This window comes from Streptomyces sp. NPDC051183 (assembly GCF_040682455.1).
Lineage (GTDB): Bacteria > Actinomycetota > Actinomycetes > Streptomycetales > Streptomycetaceae > Streptomyces.
The window spans coordinates 19623-34951 of record NZ_JBFBBA010000009.1 but is presented as its reverse complement, the minus strand read 5'-3'; the positions used below and the strand labels follow the sequence as shown (position 1 = coordinate 34951).

15 protein-coding genes are annotated in these 15329 nt (G+C 70.5%); 8 read left to right on the top strand and 7 right to left on the bottom strand.

What is annotated here, in order from left to right; genetic code table 11:
* The first annotated feature begins 278 nt into the window (after nucleotides 1-278).
* The 4 genes from AB0M99_RS10190 (at nucleotide 279) to AB0M99_RS10175 (ending at nucleotide 5108) form a co-directional block, all read left to right on the top strand.
* The gene (locus AB0M99_RS10190; protein ID WP_365918566.1) at nucleotides 279-1565 is read left to right on the top strand and encodes an extracellular solute-binding protein; all 1287 of its coding nucleotides are present in this window, start codon (nucleotides 279-281) and stop codon (nucleotides 1563-1565) included.
* A gap of 144 nt (nucleotides 1566-1709) precedes the next feature.
* On the top strand, nucleotides 1710-2732 hold the full coding sequence (locus AB0M99_RS10185; protein ID WP_365918564.1) for a sugar ABC transporter permease: 1023 nt from the start codon (nucleotides 1710-1712) through the stop codon (nucleotides 2730-2732).
* Nucleotides 2733-2839: 107 nt separating this feature from the next.
* Complete coding sequence (locus tag AB0M99_RS10180) at nucleotides 2840-3619, top strand: carbohydrate ABC transporter permease (RefSeq protein WP_365918851.1); 780 nt, start codon at nucleotides 2840-2842, stop codon at nucleotides 3617-3619.
* Between the two features lie 7 nt (nucleotides 3620-3626).
* On the top strand, nucleotides 3627-5108 hold the full coding sequence (locus tag AB0M99_RS10175) for a glycoside hydrolase family 3 protein (protein ID WP_365918562.1): 1482 nt from the start codon (nucleotides 3627-3629) through the stop codon (nucleotides 5106-5108).
* 76 nt (nucleotides 5109-5184) lie between these two features.
* On the opposite strand, the gene nagB is transcribed toward AB0M99_RS10175, so the two are convergent.
* Nucleotides 5185-5970 carry a glucosamine-6-phosphate deaminase gene (nagB, locus tag AB0M99_RS10170; RefSeq protein ID WP_365918560.1) on the bottom strand — a complete coding sequence of 262 codons (786 nt, stop codon included), beginning with the start codon at nucleotides 5968-5970 and terminating at the stop codon, nucleotides 5185-5187.
* A 111-nt stretch (nucleotides 5971-6081) separates the two neighbouring features.
* Nucleotides 6082-6843 (bottom strand): SDR family oxidoreductase, encoded by a 762-nt coding sequence (locus tag AB0M99_RS10165; RefSeq protein WP_365918558.1) that lies wholly within the window; start codon nucleotides 6841-6843, stop codon nucleotides 6082-6084.
* Nucleotides 6844-6927: 84 nt separating this feature from the next.
* On the opposite strand from AB0M99_RS10165, the gene AB0M99_RS10160 reads away from it, so the two are divergent.
* Both AB0M99_RS10160 and AB0M99_RS10155 read left to right on the top strand, forming a co-directional pair.
* Nucleotides 6928-7521 carry a TetR/AcrR family transcriptional regulator gene (locus tag AB0M99_RS10160; RefSeq protein ID WP_365918556.1) on the top strand — a complete coding sequence of 198 codons (594 nt, stop codon included), beginning with the start codon at nucleotides 6928-6930 and terminating at the stop codon, nucleotides 7519-7521.
* 409 nt (nucleotides 7522-7930) lie between these two features.
* Nucleotides 7931-9400 carry a PAS domain-containing sensor histidine kinase gene (locus tag AB0M99_RS10155; RefSeq protein ID WP_365918849.1) on the top strand — a complete coding sequence of 490 codons (1470 nt, stop codon included), beginning with the start codon at nucleotides 7931-7933 and terminating at the stop codon, nucleotides 9398-9400.
* Between the two features lie 149 nt (nucleotides 9401-9549).
* Here AB0M99_RS10155 and AB0M99_RS10150 read toward each other — a convergent pair whose 3' ends face one another.
* The gene (locus tag AB0M99_RS10150) at nucleotides 9550-9807 is read right to left on the bottom strand and encodes a WhiB family transcriptional regulator (protein WP_003953983.1); all 258 of its coding nucleotides are present in this window, start codon (nucleotides 9805-9807) and stop codon (nucleotides 9550-9552) included.
* Between the two features lie 319 nt (nucleotides 9808-10126).
* Nucleotides 10127-11092 carry a diacylglycerol kinase family protein gene (locus tag AB0M99_RS10145; protein ID WP_365918554.1) on the bottom strand — a complete coding sequence of 322 codons (966 nt, stop codon included), beginning with the start codon at nucleotides 11090-11092 and terminating at the stop codon, nucleotides 10127-10129.
* An 84-nt stretch (nucleotides 11093-11176) separates the two neighbouring features.
* Here AB0M99_RS10145 and AB0M99_RS10140 point away from each other — a divergent pair, with 84 nt between their 5' ends.
* A complete protein-coding gene (locus AB0M99_RS10140) occupies nucleotides 11177-11629 on the top strand; it encodes a hypothetical protein (protein ID WP_365918552.1) in 453 nt (150 codons plus the stop codon).
* A 13-nt stretch (nucleotides 11630-11642) separates the two neighbouring features.
* Here AB0M99_RS10140 and AB0M99_RS10135 read toward each other — a convergent pair whose 3' ends face one another.
* The 3 genes from AB0M99_RS10135 to AB0M99_RS10125 all read right to left on the bottom strand — a co-directional run bounded on the left by AB0M99_RS10135 (nucleotide 11643) and on the right by AB0M99_RS10125 (nucleotide 13575).
* Nucleotides 11643-12689 carry an RNA polymerase sigma factor SigF gene (locus AB0M99_RS10135; RefSeq protein ID WP_365918550.1) on the bottom strand — a complete coding sequence of 349 codons (1047 nt, stop codon included), beginning with the start codon at nucleotides 12687-12689 and terminating at the stop codon, nucleotides 11643-11645.
* Nucleotides 12686-13099, bottom strand: coding sequence for an anti-sigma regulatory factor (locus AB0M99_RS10130; RefSeq protein WP_214949331.1), 414 nt, complete (start codon nucleotides 13097-13099; stop codon nucleotides 12686-12688). The genes AB0M99_RS10135 and AB0M99_RS10130 overlap by 4 nt, the downstream gene beginning before the upstream one ends.
* Before the next feature lie 215 nt (nucleotides 13100-13314).
* Nucleotides 13315-13575 carry a UBP-type zinc finger domain-containing protein gene (locus tag AB0M99_RS10125; RefSeq protein WP_365918548.1) on the bottom strand — a complete coding sequence of 87 codons (261 nt, stop codon included), beginning with the start codon at nucleotides 13573-13575 and terminating at the stop codon, nucleotides 13315-13317.
* 63 nt (nucleotides 13576-13638) lie between these two features.
* Between AB0M99_RS10125 and AB0M99_RS10120 the strand changes: the two genes are divergently transcribed.
* Complete coding sequence (locus AB0M99_RS10120; protein ID WP_365918547.1) at nucleotides 13639-15219, top strand: Na+/H+ antiporter; 1581 nt, start codon at nucleotides 13639-13641, stop codon at nucleotides 15217-15219.
* Nucleotides 15220-15329 lie beyond the last annotated feature (110 nt).

Genomic DNA, 15329 nt, shown 5'->3' with positions numbered 1-15329 from the left:
GACTCCAGTTTCGCTGCCGTCACCGGCTCCTCCGATATGTGCGGTCACATCGTGACACGGGTGGGAGGACAGGCCTTCTCCCTCCCCCAGGTGTCGGTCCGGTAACGGACCGATCACCCGCTCATTAGACCCTTGACACCCCTAAAGGTCTAGGCCAAGCTCCGGTTACTGGTCTAAACCAATATGGATCAGATCCCGGCCCCACGGGCAGTACTTGAGTACTTATGTCACCGCGGCGGGCGAGGGAAGTTGCAGGCAGCATCCCTGAGGAGGGTGGCGTGAAGCGCAAGCTCATTGCGGCGGTCGGTGTCGTGGGAATGATGGTCGGAGTCGCGGCGTGCGGCAACGGCGACGACAAGCCGAAGGCCGACGCGTCGGGTGGCGCGGCCAAGGAGATCACCGTCTGGGTGATGGACGGCTCCGCACCGAAGGCCTGGATCGAAGAGGTCAACAAGGAGTTCTCGGCCAAGCACCCCGGTGTCACGGTCAAGGTCGAGGAGCAGAAGTGGACCGGCATCCAGGAGAAGGTCACCACGGCCCTCTCCGAGAACACCCCGCCGGACGTCCTTGAGCTCGGCAACACCCAGACCGCCGGCTACGCGGTCACCGGCGGCCTCGCCGACCTGACCAAGGACAAGGCCAAGCTCGGTGCCGACGCCTGGCAGAAGAGCATGCTCGCCTCGGCCGAGATCGACGGCAAGCTGTACTCCGCCCCGTGGTACGCCGCCAACCGCGTCGTCATCTACGACAAGAAGGCCTACGAGAAGGCCGGCATCACCCCGCCGAAGACCCGCGACGAGTGGGTCGCCGGCCTGGAGAAGCTGAAGGCCTCCGACCCGGCCTCGCAGCCGATCTACCTCCCCGGCCAGAGCTGGTACGTCCTCGCCGGCTTCGTGTGGGACGAGGGCGGCGACCTCGCCGTCAAGGACGGCGCCAAGTGGAAGGGCCAGCTCGGCACCCCGCAGGCCGCCTCCGCCATGGAGTTCTACAAGAAGCTCCAGTCCTTCTCCTCCGCCCCGAAGGACAAGGACGAGGCCACCCCGCAGCAGTCCACCGACATCGTTCCCAAGGGTGGCGTCTCCTCCTGGATCGGTCTCGGCTGGGAGGCCGGCGGCGCCGCGAAGGCCCTGAAGGCCGCGGGCAAGGAGGCCGACTTCGGCTTCTTCCCGATCCCGGGCAAGACGGCAGACAAGCCGGGCACCGTGTTCCTCGGCGGCTCGAACCTCGCCGTGGCCGAGCGCTCCAAGAACAAGGAGCTCGCCAAGGAGTGGCTGGCCATCGCCGCAGGCAAGGACCAGATGACCAAGTACGCCGCCGCCACCGAGGGCGCGCTGCTCCCGAACCAGGCCGCTGCGAACTTCGCGGCCCCCGCGGGCTCCTTCGCCGAGGCGATGGGCAAGGCCGGCCTCAACGGCAAGATCACCCCGGTCACCCCGGGCTGGGCGAACGTCGAGACCGAGCCCAACCCGATCAAGGAGTTCATGACCAAGGTCCTGAAGGGTGAGGACGCCGCCAAGGCGGGCGCGGACGCGGACAAGGAAATCGCGAACCGCATCAACAAGTAGTCCCACCCGGCAGTACCCGCTCCACCCGCAGTACCCGCAGGACCCAGCAGTGTGAACGCACCGGGGGGTGCGGCGGGCGCCACGCGCCCGTCGTGCCCCCGGTCGCGCAATTGACTCCACAGTCAACCGCGAGGAAGCCAAGACATGACCGTGCACTCCCAGGGAGCGGCGACCAGCGCTCCACAGGACGCACCACCGAAGTCCGCCGGACAGCCGCCGAAGGCGCCCGCCACGGAAGCCGGCACCGGCCGCAAGTCTCCTCGCGGGGGCAGGAAGTCGCTCCCCTCGGGGTGGCTGCCCTACCTGCTGGTCGGGCCCGCAGTGCTGAGCCTGGCGACCCTCCTGCTGTATCCGCTGATCAAGAACGTGATCCTGTCCTTCCAGGACATCAACAAGATCGAGTTCATCCAGCGGAAGTACCCCTTCGCGGGGTTCGAGAACTACACCGAGCTGCTGGGCGATTCGAAGTTCTGGACCGTCGTCGTCCGGTCCTTCGCCTTCACCGCGGCCAACGTCGTACTGATCATGGTGCTCGGCAGCCTCATCGGCATCCTGCTGAACAAGCTCGGCAAGAAGATGCGCCTGGTCCTGTCGATGGCCCTGGTGATGGCCTGGGCCATGCCGATCGTCGCCTCCGTGCAGGTCTTCAAGTGGCTGTTCGACGAGCAGTTCGGCGTCATGAACTGGGTGATGCGCTCCGCCGGCTTCTCCGGCTACGAGCAGCACAACTGGATGGAGACCGGCCTCTCCACCCTGGTGATCGTCACGATCCTGGTGGTCTGGGGCTCCATCCCCTTCGTCGCCCTCAACATGTACGCCGGCCTGACCACCGTCGGCGCCGAGCTGTACGAGGCCGCCCGGATGGACGGGGCCAACGGCTGGCAGACCTTCTGGAAGATCGTCTTCCCGAACCTCAAGCCCTTCTTCCTCATCACCACCTTCCTTGAGGTGATCTGGGTCTTCAAGGCCTTCACCCAGGTCTACGCGATGAACAAGGGCGGCCCGGACCGAGCCTCCGAGATCCTCCCGGTCTTCGCCTACGTCGAGGGCCAGAGCCAGGCCCACTACGGCCTCGCCGCCGCGATCTCCGTCCTGACGATCCTGATCCTCGTGATCGTCATGTCCTTCTACTTCCGCCTGATCCTGAAGCAGGAGGAGGAGCAGTGAGCACGACCACCGCCCCGAAGCCCGCGCCGGCCGCCGAGCCCGCACAGCAGCTCCGCAAGCGCCGCCCGGTCCGCCCCGGAGCCGTCTTCAAGAACCTCGGCGCGCTCCTGCTGGCCCTCGTATTCGTCTTCCCGGTCTACTGGATGTTCGCGTCGGCCCTCAAGCCCGCCGACCAGATGCTCACCAAGGACCCGGTCTTCTTCTTCACCCCGACGCTGGACAACTTCACCAAGGCCACCGGGGTCCAGAACTTCTGGACGTACGTCACCAACAGCGTCCTGGTCACCGTCGGCGCCGTCGTGCTGGCCCTGCTCGTCGCCCTCGCCGCGAGCTTCGCCATCGCCCGCATGAGGTTCAAGGGCCGCAAGGGCCTGGTCCTCACCGTGATGATGGCCCAGATGGCGCCCTGGGAGGTCATGGTCATCGCGATGTACATGATCGCCCGCGACAGCGAGCTGCTGAACAGCCTCCCGCTGCTGACCGCGATCTACTTCGTGATGATCCTGCCCTTCACCATCTGGACCCTGCGCGGCTTCATCGCCGCGGTCCCGGTGACGCTGGAGGAAGCCGCCCAGATCGACGGCTGCACCCGCGGCCAGGCCTTCCGCAAGGTGATCTTCCCGCTGCTGGCCCCCGGCCTGATGTCCACCTCGCTCTTCGGCTTCATCACCGCCTGGAACGAGTTCGCGATGGTCCTGATCCTGAACAAGGACAAGACCGCGCAGACCCTGCCCCTGTGGCTGACCGAGTTCATGACCGCCTTCGGCAACGACTGGGGCGCCACCATGGCCGCCTCCTCGCTGTTCGCGGTCCCGGTCCTGCTCATCTTCGTCTTCCTCCAGCGCAAGGCCGTCGGCGGGATGACCGCCGGCGCCGTGAAGGGATAACGGCCCCATGACTGTCCTTGCGCACCGCACAGACACCTTGACGAGGGACGCCCTCGCGGTCCTCCAGCCCGGCTTCGAGGGCACCACCGCCCCCGCCTGGCTGCTGCGCCAGGTCGGCGAGGGCCTCACCGCCGTCGGCCTGTTCGGCCGCAACATCAGCTCGCCCGAGCAGCTCGCCGCGCTGACCGCGCAGCTGCGCACCGAGCGGGATGACGTACTCGTCGCCATCGACGAGGAGGGCGGCGACGTCACGCGCCTGGAGGTACGGGGCGGCTCGTCCTTCCCCGGCAACCTGGCCCTCGGCGCCGTCGACGACACCGACCTCACCCGGGCCGTCGCCCGCGAGCTGGGCCGCCGGCTCGCCGAGTGCGGGGTCAACCTCAACTGGGCCCCCTCCGCGGACGTCAACTCCAACCCGGACAACCCGGTCATCGGCGTACGGTCCTTCGGCGCCGACACCCACCTCGCCGCCCGGCACACCGCCGCGTACGTCGAAGGCCTGCAGGCCGCCGGCGTCGCCGCGTGCACCAAGCACTTCCCGGGCCACGGCGACACGAACGTCGACTCGCACCACGCGCTGCCGCGCATCGACGCGGACATCGACACCCTGGTCGCGCGGGAACTCGTACCGTTCAAGGCGGCCATCGAGGCCGGCACCAAGGCCGTCATGAGCGCGCACATCCTGGTGCCCGCCCTCGACCCGACCCGCCCGGCCACGCTCAGCCCGCAGATCCTGACCGGTCTGCTGCGCAAGGAGCTCGGCTACGAGGGCCTCATCGTCACCGACGGCATGGAGATGAACGCCATCGCCGGGACGTACGGCATCGAGCGCGGCTCGGTCCTGGCCATCGCGGCCGGCGCCGACGCGATCTGCGTCGGCGGCGGACTCGCCGACGAGGCGACCGTGCTGCGGCTGCGCGACGCGCTGGTCGCGGCCGTACGCGAGGGCTCGCTCCCGGAGGAGCGGCTCGCCGAGGCGGCCGCGCGGGTGCGGGCGCTGGCCGAGTGGACCCGCCGGACCCGGACGGACGCGCGGCCGGAGGGGAGCCGCGCGTCCGGCATCGGCCTGGAGGCGGCCCGCCGCGCGGTGGTGGTACGGGGCAGCGCCCCGGCGGTGGCCGACCCGTACGTCGCCACGCTCGCACCCGTCGCGAACATCGCGGTGGGGGACGAGACCCCGTGGGGCGTGGCCGCCGAACTGGCGGCCCTGGTTCCCGGCACCGTGGCGGGCGTCTACGCGGAGGGCGCCTCGGCGGCGGAGATCCTGGCCGCGGCGGGGGACCGGACCGTGGTCGCGGTGGTGCGCGACGCGCACCGGCACCCGTGGATGACACAGGCCCTGGACGAGCTGGTCGCCGCGCGCCCGGACACGGTGGTCGTGGAGATGGGCCTGCCCCGGGCGGAGCCCCGCGGAGCGCTCCACGTCGCGACGCACGGCGCGTCCCGCGTCTGCGGTCTCGCGGCGGCGGAGGTCATCGCGGGCCGCTAGTGCCGCGCGGCGGCCGCCCGCGTACGGCGAAGGGCCGGGCTCCTCGGGGGGAGCCCGGCCCTTCGCGTCGTAGCGCTTACAGACCCTGCCAGGCCGGCTTGTTGGCCAGGGTGTGGCGGAAGTAGTCCGCCAGCTTGAGCTTCGACGCGGCGGCCTCGTCCACCACGACCGTGGCGTGCCGGTGCAGCTGGAGCGCGGAGGCCGGGACGAGGGCCGACAGCGGGCCCTCGACGGTCTGCGCGACGGCCTCGGCCTTGCCCTCGCCCGTGGCCAGCAGGACCAGGTGGCGGGCGTCGAGGATGGTGCCGATGCCCTGGGTGATGACGTGGTGCGGCACCTGGTCTATGTCGTTGTCGAAGAAGCGCGCGTTGTCCACGCGGGTCTGCTCCGTCAGCGTCTTGATGCGGGTGCGGGAGGCGAGCGAGGAGCACGGCTCGTTGAAGCCGATGTGCCCGTCGGTGCCGATGCCCAGCAGCTGGAGGTCGACGCCTCCGGCCTCGGCGAGGGCGCGGTCGTACGCGTCGCACGCGCCGACGATGTCCTCGGCGGAGCCGTCGGGGCCCATGAAGGAGGCCTCGGACAGGCCCAGCGGCTCGACGACCTCGCGCAGCACGACGGCGCGGTACGACTCCGGGTGTCCGGCCGGCAGGCCGACGTACTCGTCGAGCTGGCAGATCCGGGCCTTGGAGGCGTCGACCTGACCGGCCTTGACCTTGGCGGCGAGGGCCTCGTAGATGGGCAGCGGGGTCGAGCCGGTCGCCACGCCGAGCAGGGCGTCGGGCTTGCGGCGGACCAAGGCGGCCATGGCCTCCGCGATGAGCTCGCCGCCTGCCTTGGCGTCCGGGACGATGACAACTTCCACGCGGGGCCTGCCGATCTGGAGAGGTTATGTGGTATAGACCAATCTAGCAGAGGCGGGGCACCCGTGCCGGGACTTCGCCAACTCCATCGTGATCCTCGCCGCGCGGCCCTGCTACAGCAGCGCGAGCTGGAGCCCGCCCGTCGCGTCCAGGTGCTGGCCCGTGACCCAGCGGGAGTCCGGCGAGGCCAGGAAGGCCACCACGTCGGCGACCTCCTCGGTGGTGCCCACCCGGTGGAAGACGGACCGGCCGGCGACGTGGGCCCGAGCGGCCGGGTCCGCGAGCAGGGCCGCGTTCAGATCGGTCTCGGTGATGCCGGGGCCCACCGAGTTCACCGTGATCCCGCGCGGCGCGAGCTCCGCGGCCAGCGACCGGGTCAGGGCGTTGACCGCGCCCTTCGCCATGACCGTCGCGAGGATCGCCGGCAGGGCGATGTCCGGGGTGCCGGTCACGTTCACGATCCGGCCCCCGTCGCGCAGCCGCCCCAGCCCGTGCTTGATCACGAAGAACGGCGCCCTGGCGTTGAGTGCGTGGGTCCGGTCGTACGCCTCCTCGTCCGTCCCCTCGATCCCCGCGAAGACCGCGCCGCCGGCGTTGTTCACCAGGACGTCGACCTCCTCGGTGGCCAGCGGATGGGCCGCGTACGCCGCCCACAGGGCCTCCGCGTCCCCGGCCACCCCGAGCTCCGCCCCGATCGCGAAGGCCCGGCCCCCGGCCGCCTCGACCGCCGCCACGACGTCCTTGGCGGCCGCCTCGTTGGACCCGTAGTGCACGGCGACCAGCGCCCCGTCCCGCGCCAGCCGCAGCGAGATCGCCCGGCCGATGCCCCGGCTGCCGCCCGTGACCAGTGCCGTCTTCCCCTTGAGCACGCCCATGACGCGCCCCCCTTCAGCATTCGATAGTGGTCGCTACAGAAAGGACCGTATCAGATTCCGTAATGCGCGCTATAGAATGTGCGAATGGTGACCGGACAGCGCGGCAGGCCCCGCTCCTTCGACCGCGAAGCGGCCCTCGACAAGGCGATGTTCGCCTTCTGGGAGCGTGGCTACGAGGCGACGTCGATCTCCGACCTGACCGCCTCGCTCGGCATCAGCGCCCCCAGCCTGTACGCGGCCTTCGGGGACAAGCGCAAGCTCTTCGGCGAGGTGGTGGTGGTCTACGGCGGCCGGTACGGGGACTTCGCGGCCGTGGCGCTCGCCGAGGAGCCCACGGCCCGTGCGGCCGTGGAGCGGATCCTGCGCGAGGCGGCCGAGGTGTACACCGACCCGGCTCACCCGCCGGGCTGCATGGTGCTCTGCGCGGCCGTCAACACCACCTCGGAAGAGGTCGCCGAGGCCCTGCGCGAGCGGCGCGAGGCCAACCTGGTGATGTTCGAGAGCCGGATCCGCGCCGACGTGGCGGCCGGCGCGCTGCCCGCGGACACGGACGCGCGGGCGCTGGCCCGCTATTCGGGGGCCGTGCTTCAGGGGATGTCCCAGCAGTCGCGCGACGGCGCGGGCCGGGAGGAGCTGGAGGCGGTGGCCGCACTCGCGATGCTGGCCTGGCCGGCGTAGCCGGATTCCGCGGTGCCGGATTCCGCGGTGCCGGATTCCGCGGTGCCGCATTCCACGGTGCCGCATTCCTCTGGGCCACGGTGCCTGACGGGACCCTCAGCCCGCCCGGCACCGTAGCCCGGAGTACTTACGGCCGGCGGGTGTGCGGTTCCCAGCGGCCGGTGAGAGGAGCCTGCGCGGTCAGGGCAGAGCGCGCCGCTTACCTCGATCCGTCCTCCTGTGCGGGGAGGGCGGAAGCTTGAATCAATTGTGGACTAGACCAATCTGTTCTGTCCATCCAATGACAGGGCCATCGGACCCGTCACTTCCTCCAACAGTACGCGGAGTACGGGGCTCCTGGATACTCCTGAGTAGTCGAGGTGCGGAAAGTCATCCGTCGTACCCGGGGTACGCTCGCAACGTGCCCTCCATGAACGACCTCGTACGCCAGCACACCGCTCTCAGTGAAACCGACCTGGAGTGGCTCCACCTGCTGGTCTCGGAGTGGCAGCTGCTCTCCGACCTCTCCTTCGCCGACCTCGTGCTGTGGGTCCCCACCCTCGACGGCAGCCGGTACGTATCGGTCGCGCAGATGCGCCCGAACACCGGCCCCACCTCGTACCAGGACGACATGGTCGGCCACCTGGTTCCGCGCGGCCGCCGCCCGCTGCTCGACGCCGCGCTCGACGAGGGCCGCATCGTGCGCGAGGGGGACCCGGAGTGGCGCGAGGAGGTGCCGGTCCGCGTCGAGTCGATCCCCGTCCGCCGCGAGGGCCGGGTGCTGGGCGTCATCGCACGCAACACCAACCTGCTCACTGTGCGTACACCGAGCCGGCTGGAGCTGACCTACCTCCAGTCCGCCTCCGACCTGGCGCAGATGATCGCGGCGGGCTCCTTCCCGTTCCCCGGGCAGCAGGTCGACATGGACGCCTCCCCGCGCGTCGGGGACGGACTGATACGGCTCGACGCGGACGGCGTGGTGACGTACGCGTCCCCGAACGCGCTCTCCGCGTACCACCGGCTCGGCCTCGCCTCCGACCTGGTCGGCCAGCACCTGGGCGACACCACGGCCGAACTCGCACCCTCCCGGGGGCCGGTGGACGAGGCGCTCGTGAAACTCGCCAGCGGCTGGGCCCCGCGCGAGACCGAGGTCGAGGGCAACGGCGGGGTCATCCAGCTGCGCGCCATCCCGCTCAAGCCCAAGGGCGTCCGGATCGGCTCCCTCGTCCTGTGCCGGGACGTCACGGAACTGCGCCGTCGCGAACGTGAATTGATCACCAAGGACGCGACCATCCGGGAGATCCACCACCGGGTGAAGAACAATCTGCAGACCGTGGCCGCGCTGCTGCGGCTCCAGGCCCGCCGGATGGATTCGGAGAACGGCCGCGAGGCCCTCAATGAGGCGGTCCGCCGCGTCGGGTCGATCGCGATCGTGCATGAGACGCTGTCTCAGAACCTGGACGAGCGGGTCGAGTTCGACGAGATCGCCGACCGCGTGATCGCGATGGTCGCGGAGATCTCCCCGGGCAACGTGGCCTGCCGGCGCACCGGCCGCTTCGGGATCCTGGACGCCGAGGTCGCCACGCCGCTGTCGATGGTGCTGACCGAGATCCTGCAGAACGCACTGGAGCACGCCTTCGTCCAGGGCGAGGGCGGCACCGTGGAGGTGTGCGCGGCCCGTTCCGGCATCGGCCGCGACGACGCCCGGCTGCTGATCACGGTGCTCGACGACGGCTGCGGTCTGCCGGAGGGCTTCGACGCCCAGCGGGCCGGGAACCTCGGGCTGCAGATCGTACGGACCCTCGTCGAGGGCGAGCTCGGCGGCACCTTCGACATGGTCCCGGCCGTGCCGCGCGGCACCAAGGTCGTCCTCGACATACCGGCCAGCCCCCAGAAGTGAGCAGGCATCCCGTCACCCAGCGTGACGGAGTGTGGCCCGGACAGCACTGAGCCCCGGACCGAATGGTGATCGGTCCGGGGCTCAAGAGCACGTTGCTGAGCGCTGATATGGGGTACTACGCGCTGCGGCTCGAGGCTCGAAAGTCGATATCAGGCGCTGGCGTTGCGCGCCCGGTTGCGAGCGGCGCGGCGCTTCATCGCGCGGCGCTCGTCCTCGCTGAGACCGCCCCAGACGCCGGAGTCCTGACCGGACTCGAGCGCCCACTGCAGGCACTGCTCCATGACGGGGCAGCGGCGGCAGACGGCCTTGGCTTCCTCGATCTGCAGCAGCGCAGGACCGGTGTTGCCGATGGGGAAGAAGAGTTCCGGGTCTTCCTCGCGGCAAACGGCGTTGTGACGCCAGTCCATGGCTGCTCCATCTCCTTGTATTGCGGGCAGGTTGCTTGTGAATGTGAACGCTTTCACGAATCCCTTCGCGAGGGAAGGGTGACCGCCCAGTTTCCCGGGTGAGTCGGAGATTCGTGGAGGGGTTCTGGCGGTCTGTGTGGGTGCCGGGTTCTGCGGGCTGTCCCGATCGCCATGTAGAGATTCGCAAACCTCGGACGGGGATACAACCCCTTCCGGAAAGTTTTTTTTGATTCGTCGGTGTCTACTAGGTCACAGCCCTACATCGTGAGGGTGGACCGGCGTGTAAACGTTCGAGTGAAAGGACTTTGGGCCCTTCCACTCACACAATCACACGCAGTGCACGGCGTACGCCTGTGAACCGAACGCTGGTACGCAGGCCGAGGTGGTCGCCGTCCATCTGGAAGGGAAGCGGGACCTTCGAATGCAAGGTGAAGTCGGTCAGATCGTGCAGAGACACCGCGTGCTTGCCGTGCGGACCGCGCTCAGGAGTCGAGGTCAGCAGCTGTGTCGCGTACCGGGCGACCGCCGGAGTTGACAAACGATTGAGTGCCAATACGTCAAGCGCTGTATCGAACGACGCCTCCGGGGAGGCGTAAAGCGGGCGATTGCCCAGATACGTCCAGGGCGAGGTGTTGCAGACTATCGACAGCACCAGGTCCGTCACCGGATCCGCGCCGGGCCGCTCCAGCGTGACTGTGCCGTGCCTGCGGTTGGGCTCCTCCAGGAACTGGCGCAGCAGCTGTCGTACGTACAGGGCGTGCGTCGAACGCTTGCCGCGCTCCCGCTGCTGCTCGACCCGGCCCACCACGCCCGCGTCGAAGCCGAAGCCCGCACAGAAGGTGAACCAGCGGGCCGGGACCGATTCGTCCTCCGTGCCCGGGCTGCCGGCTGCGAGACCCAGGCCCACCGTCCGCTCGCGCTGCTCGCGCAGCGCGTCCAGCAGGGCGCCGGTCGCCTCGACCGCGTCGTTGGGCAGGCCGAGCGCGCGGGCGAAGACGTTGGTGGAGCCGCCGGGGACCACCGCCAGGCCCGGCAGCCGCTCCGGATCGGGTCCGTTGTGCAGCAGCCCGTTGACCACTTCGTTGACGGTGCCGTCGCCGCCGAGCGCCACCACGAGGTCGACGCCGGTCTCGGCCGCCCTGCGCGCCAGGTCCCTGGCGTGCCCGCGGTACTCGGTCGTCACCGCCTCCAGCTTCATCTCGCTGGCCAAGGCGTGGGTGAGGACGTCGCGCGTACGCGCACTGGTGGTCGTCGCTGCTGGGTTGGCCACGAGAAGTGCACGCATGAACGCCAGCCTACCCACCCCTTCATACGGCGCCCATACTGCCCGTCCCCTCCGGGGGTGCGCGGGCGCGGCTACCCTGCTGGGGTGAGTACGAAGCCCACCCCCAGCCCCGCCGCCGCCGATGCCCGGCCGACCGCCCCGCTGCCGCGCCGGCTGACCGCGGCCGCCGCGCTCACCGCGCTGGAGGGGCTGGCGCTGGCCGGCCTCGGCGTCTACATGCTGTTCGTGGGCATCGCCGGCGACCCCGACTCCCCGCAGCAGGCCGAGACGGGAGGGGTCACCCTGCTCGTCCTCGCCGCGCTGCCGCTGATCGCGGCGCGCGGGCTGCGGCTGGGCCGCCGCTGGAGCCGCGGCCCGGCGCTGATCACGCAGCTGATGTCGCTGCCGGTGGCGTGGACGCTGTGGACCGGGGGCGGCGCCGTGATGGTCGCCGCCGCCGTGGCCCTGGCGGTGGCCGCGGTGGCCGTCGTGGGACTGCTGGTGAATCCGACGGCGACCGAGGCGCTCGGGATCGGGCCCGCGGAGCAGGCCCGCTGACCCGTACGACGCGTCACTCCTCGACGAGGAGCTTCTCGCGGAGCTGGGCGAGGGTGCGGGCCAGCAGCCGGGAGACGTGCATCTGGGAGATGCCGACCTCCTGGGCGATCTGCGACTGCGTCATGTTGCCGAAGAAGCGAAGGAGCAGGATCCGCTTCTCCCGCGGGGGCAGGCCCTCCAGCAGCGGCTTGAGGGACTCGCGGTACTCGACGCCCTCCAGGGCCTCGTCCTCCGCGCCCAGGGTGTCCGCGACCGCCGGCGACTCGTCGTCGGTGTCCGGGACGTCCAGCGAGAGTGTGCTGTAGGCATTGGCCGATTCCAGCCCCTCCAGCACCTCCTCCTCGGAGATCCCCAGCCGCTCGGCCAGCTCGTGCACCGTGGGGGAGCGGCCGTGCTGCTGGGACAGCTCGGCCGTCGCCGTGGTCAGGGAGAGCCTCAGCTCCTGAAGGCGCCGCGGGACCCGTACCGCCCAGCCCTTGTCGCGGAAGTGGCGCTTGATCTCGCCGACCACCGTGGGCGTGGCATAGGTGGAGAACTCGACCCCGCGGTCCGGGTCGAAGCGGTCCACCGACTTGATCAGACCGATCGTGGCGACCTGGGTCAGGTCGTCCAGCGGCTCACCGCGGTTGCGGAACCGCCGTGCCAGATGTTCGACCAGCGGCAGGTGCATCCGTACGAGCCGGTTGCGCAGCTCGGCCTTCTCCACCGAACCGTCGGGCAGTGCCCGCAGCTCGATGAAAAGGGCCCGCGCGCCGCTGCGGTCGCGCGGATCCGGCAGTGCCGGGGGCGCCTGGAAGGCGGGCGCAGCCGGTCCGGCCGGTGCCTCCGGGGCCGTGGCAGCGGCCAGCGGTGGCCGTGCCGGCTGTGGTGGCTGTGGTTCTTCGTGCTGGTTCTCGCTCACAGGGCCCGCCCGTCGCTCCGCCGAGTCCAAAAAGCCGTCTTCCGCATCCGCGTCAGCCGGGTGCGGTCGGGCGTGCTGCTGTTCCGGGATGCCGCCGTCGACCTCGTGCCGTACCCGGGGCCGATCCCCGCCCCGCACCGGGATCTCCCCGCCGCTCACGCCGGGCCTGGTCCCGCGCCGCGTTGTTTGTAGAGGCTGATGCTCACCGTCTTGTTCTCCTCGACCGTGGCCTCGACCTTGCCGGCCAGGGCCGACAGCACCGTCCAGGCGAACGTGTCGCGCTCCGGCGCACGCCCGTCCGTCGTGGGCGCCGAGACGGTCACCTCCAGCGAGTCGTCGACCAACCGGAAGACGCAGCTGAGGACGGAGCCGGGCACGGCCTGCTGGAGCAGGATCGCGCAGGCCTCGTCCACCGCGATGCGGAGGTCCTCGATCTCGTCGAGGGTGAAGTCCAAACGTGCCGCGAGGCCGGCCGTGGCCGTCCGCAGCACCGACAGGTAGGCACCCGCAGCGGGCAGCCGGACTTCCACGAAGTCCTGGGTCCCGGGCTCGCCTGCGATCTGGGACACCCTCACCTCCAAGGTGGTACGAGCTCTGTTCGCCGGTGACGCTATCGCGATCCGGGCGATCGTGTCGCGGCACCCCTCGTGGCACCCGCTCCTGAGCACCCCGGGCCGACCGTGGCTCTGCCCGGTGACTGATGGTAAGCCCACGGGTACGCACAGTGGCTAGGGGTCTGCGGGCCCAAATCAGGGGAACCGGCGGAGGGTTGACCTACCCCGCCTCAGACGATCGAACCGTCGACAAAACACCATCGCCAGGTCTCGCCCGGTTCGTAGCTCCGCATGACCGGATGGCCCGTCGACTGGTGGTGCGCCGTGGCGTGACGGTACGGGGAGGAATCGCAGCAGGCAACGTGGCCGCACCAGAGGCACATCCGCAACTGCACGGGATGGCTGCCGAGCTCCAGACATTCGGGGCAGGTCTGGGCAAGAGGGATGGGCTCGGGGCGCGGCAGTTCGGGAACGTGGGTGCACTCGCTCATGATGGCCAGCGTACTGAGGTGCGGGCGCGCGAAGCCGGATCGACCGAGCGAGGATGATCTTCGATGGAGGTATTGCCCCTGGTGGCACTGGTCGCGGGTTGCGCGGTCGTCGCGGGGCTGGCCCGCCGGACGCCGGTGCCCGCGCCGCTGCTCCTGGTCGCCGCCGGGCTCGGGGCCTCGTACGTCCCGGGCGTGCCCTCGTACGCCCTCGACCCGCACATCGTGCTGCCGCTGCTGCTCCCGCCGCTGCTGCACACGGCCGCGGTCGACAGCTCGTACCTGGACCTGCGGGCGAACGCGCGGCCCATCGCGCTGCTGTCGGTGGGCTACGTGCTGTTCGCGACGCTCGCCGTCGGGTACGTCGCCTACCTCGTGGTGCCGGGGCTGTCGCTGCCGGTGGCGCTGGTGCTGGGCGCGGTGATCGCGCCGCCGGACGCGGTGGCGGCGACGGCCATCGCCCGGCAGCTGGGGCTGCCGAACCGGATCACGACCATCCTGCAGGGTGAGTCCCTGGTCAACGACGCCACCGCGATCACCGCCTACAAGGTGGCGCTGGCCGCGGCGGTCGGCGTGAGCTCCGGCTGGGCGGGCGGGATCGCGGAGTTCCTGCTGGCGTCGGTGGGCGGCGTCGGCGTGGGCCTGCTGCTGATGGTGCCGATCCACCACCTGCGCAAGCGCTTGCGGGAGCCGCTGCTGCAGAACACCCTGTCGCTGCTGATCCCGTTCGTGGCGTACGCGGCCGCCGAGCGGGTGCACGCCTCGGGCGTGCTGGCGGTGGTGGTGGTCGCGCTGTACCTCGGGCACCGCAACTGGCAGGTCGACTTCGCGACCCGGCTCCAGGAGGAGGCGGTGTGGAAGATGGTCGCCTTCCTGCTGGAATCGGTGGTCTTCGCGCTGATCGGGCTCCAGCTGCCGGTGGTGCTCAAGGGGCTGGGGGAGTACGAGGGGCTGCACGCGGCCTGGTACGCGCTGGTGGTGTTCCTGATGGTGGTGGCGGCCCGGTTCGTGTGGGTGTTCCCCGCGACCTTCCTGCCGAGGGTGCTGTCGGAGCGGATCAGGGCGCGCGAGCCGGAGACGAACTGGAAGGCGCCGGTGATCGTGGGCTGGGCCGGGATGCGCGGCGTGGTGTCGCTGGCGATCGCCTTCTCGGTGCCGATGAGCGTGCCGCACCGGAACCTGATCCTGTTCCTGACCTTCACGACCGTGATCGGCACGCTGGTGGTGCAGGGGCTGACCCTGCCGTCGCTGATCCGCCTGCTGCGGCTGCCGCCGCGGGACCTGCACGCCGAGACCCTGGCCGAGGCGCAGGCCCAGAGCGAGGCCTCGCGGGCCGCGGAGGAGCGGCTGGACGAGTTGCTCACGGCTCCGGCGAACAGCCTGCCCGGCCCGCTGGCGGACCGGCTGAGGACGGTGCTGGAGCGGCGGCGCAACGCGGTGTGGGAGCGGCTGGGCGAGGTCAACGCCGAGACGGGGGAGTCGGCGGACGACGTCTACCGGCGGCTGTCGCGGGAGATGATCGAGGCGGAGCGCGAGGTGTTCGTCTCCCTGCGCGACCGGCGCCGGATCGACGACGAGATGATGCGCGCCCTGCTGCGGCGCCTGGACCTGGAGGAGGCGGCGGCCTACCGCGAGGAGTCCGCCTAACGCCTGACGCCTGCGGCGCTGCTCCCGGATCCGGCCGGGGGAGTTCGGGGCGCGGGGGTCCGGCGGCACCGCGGCGGCCCCGCACCGGCGGTTCGGCCGCGCCGGGGCCC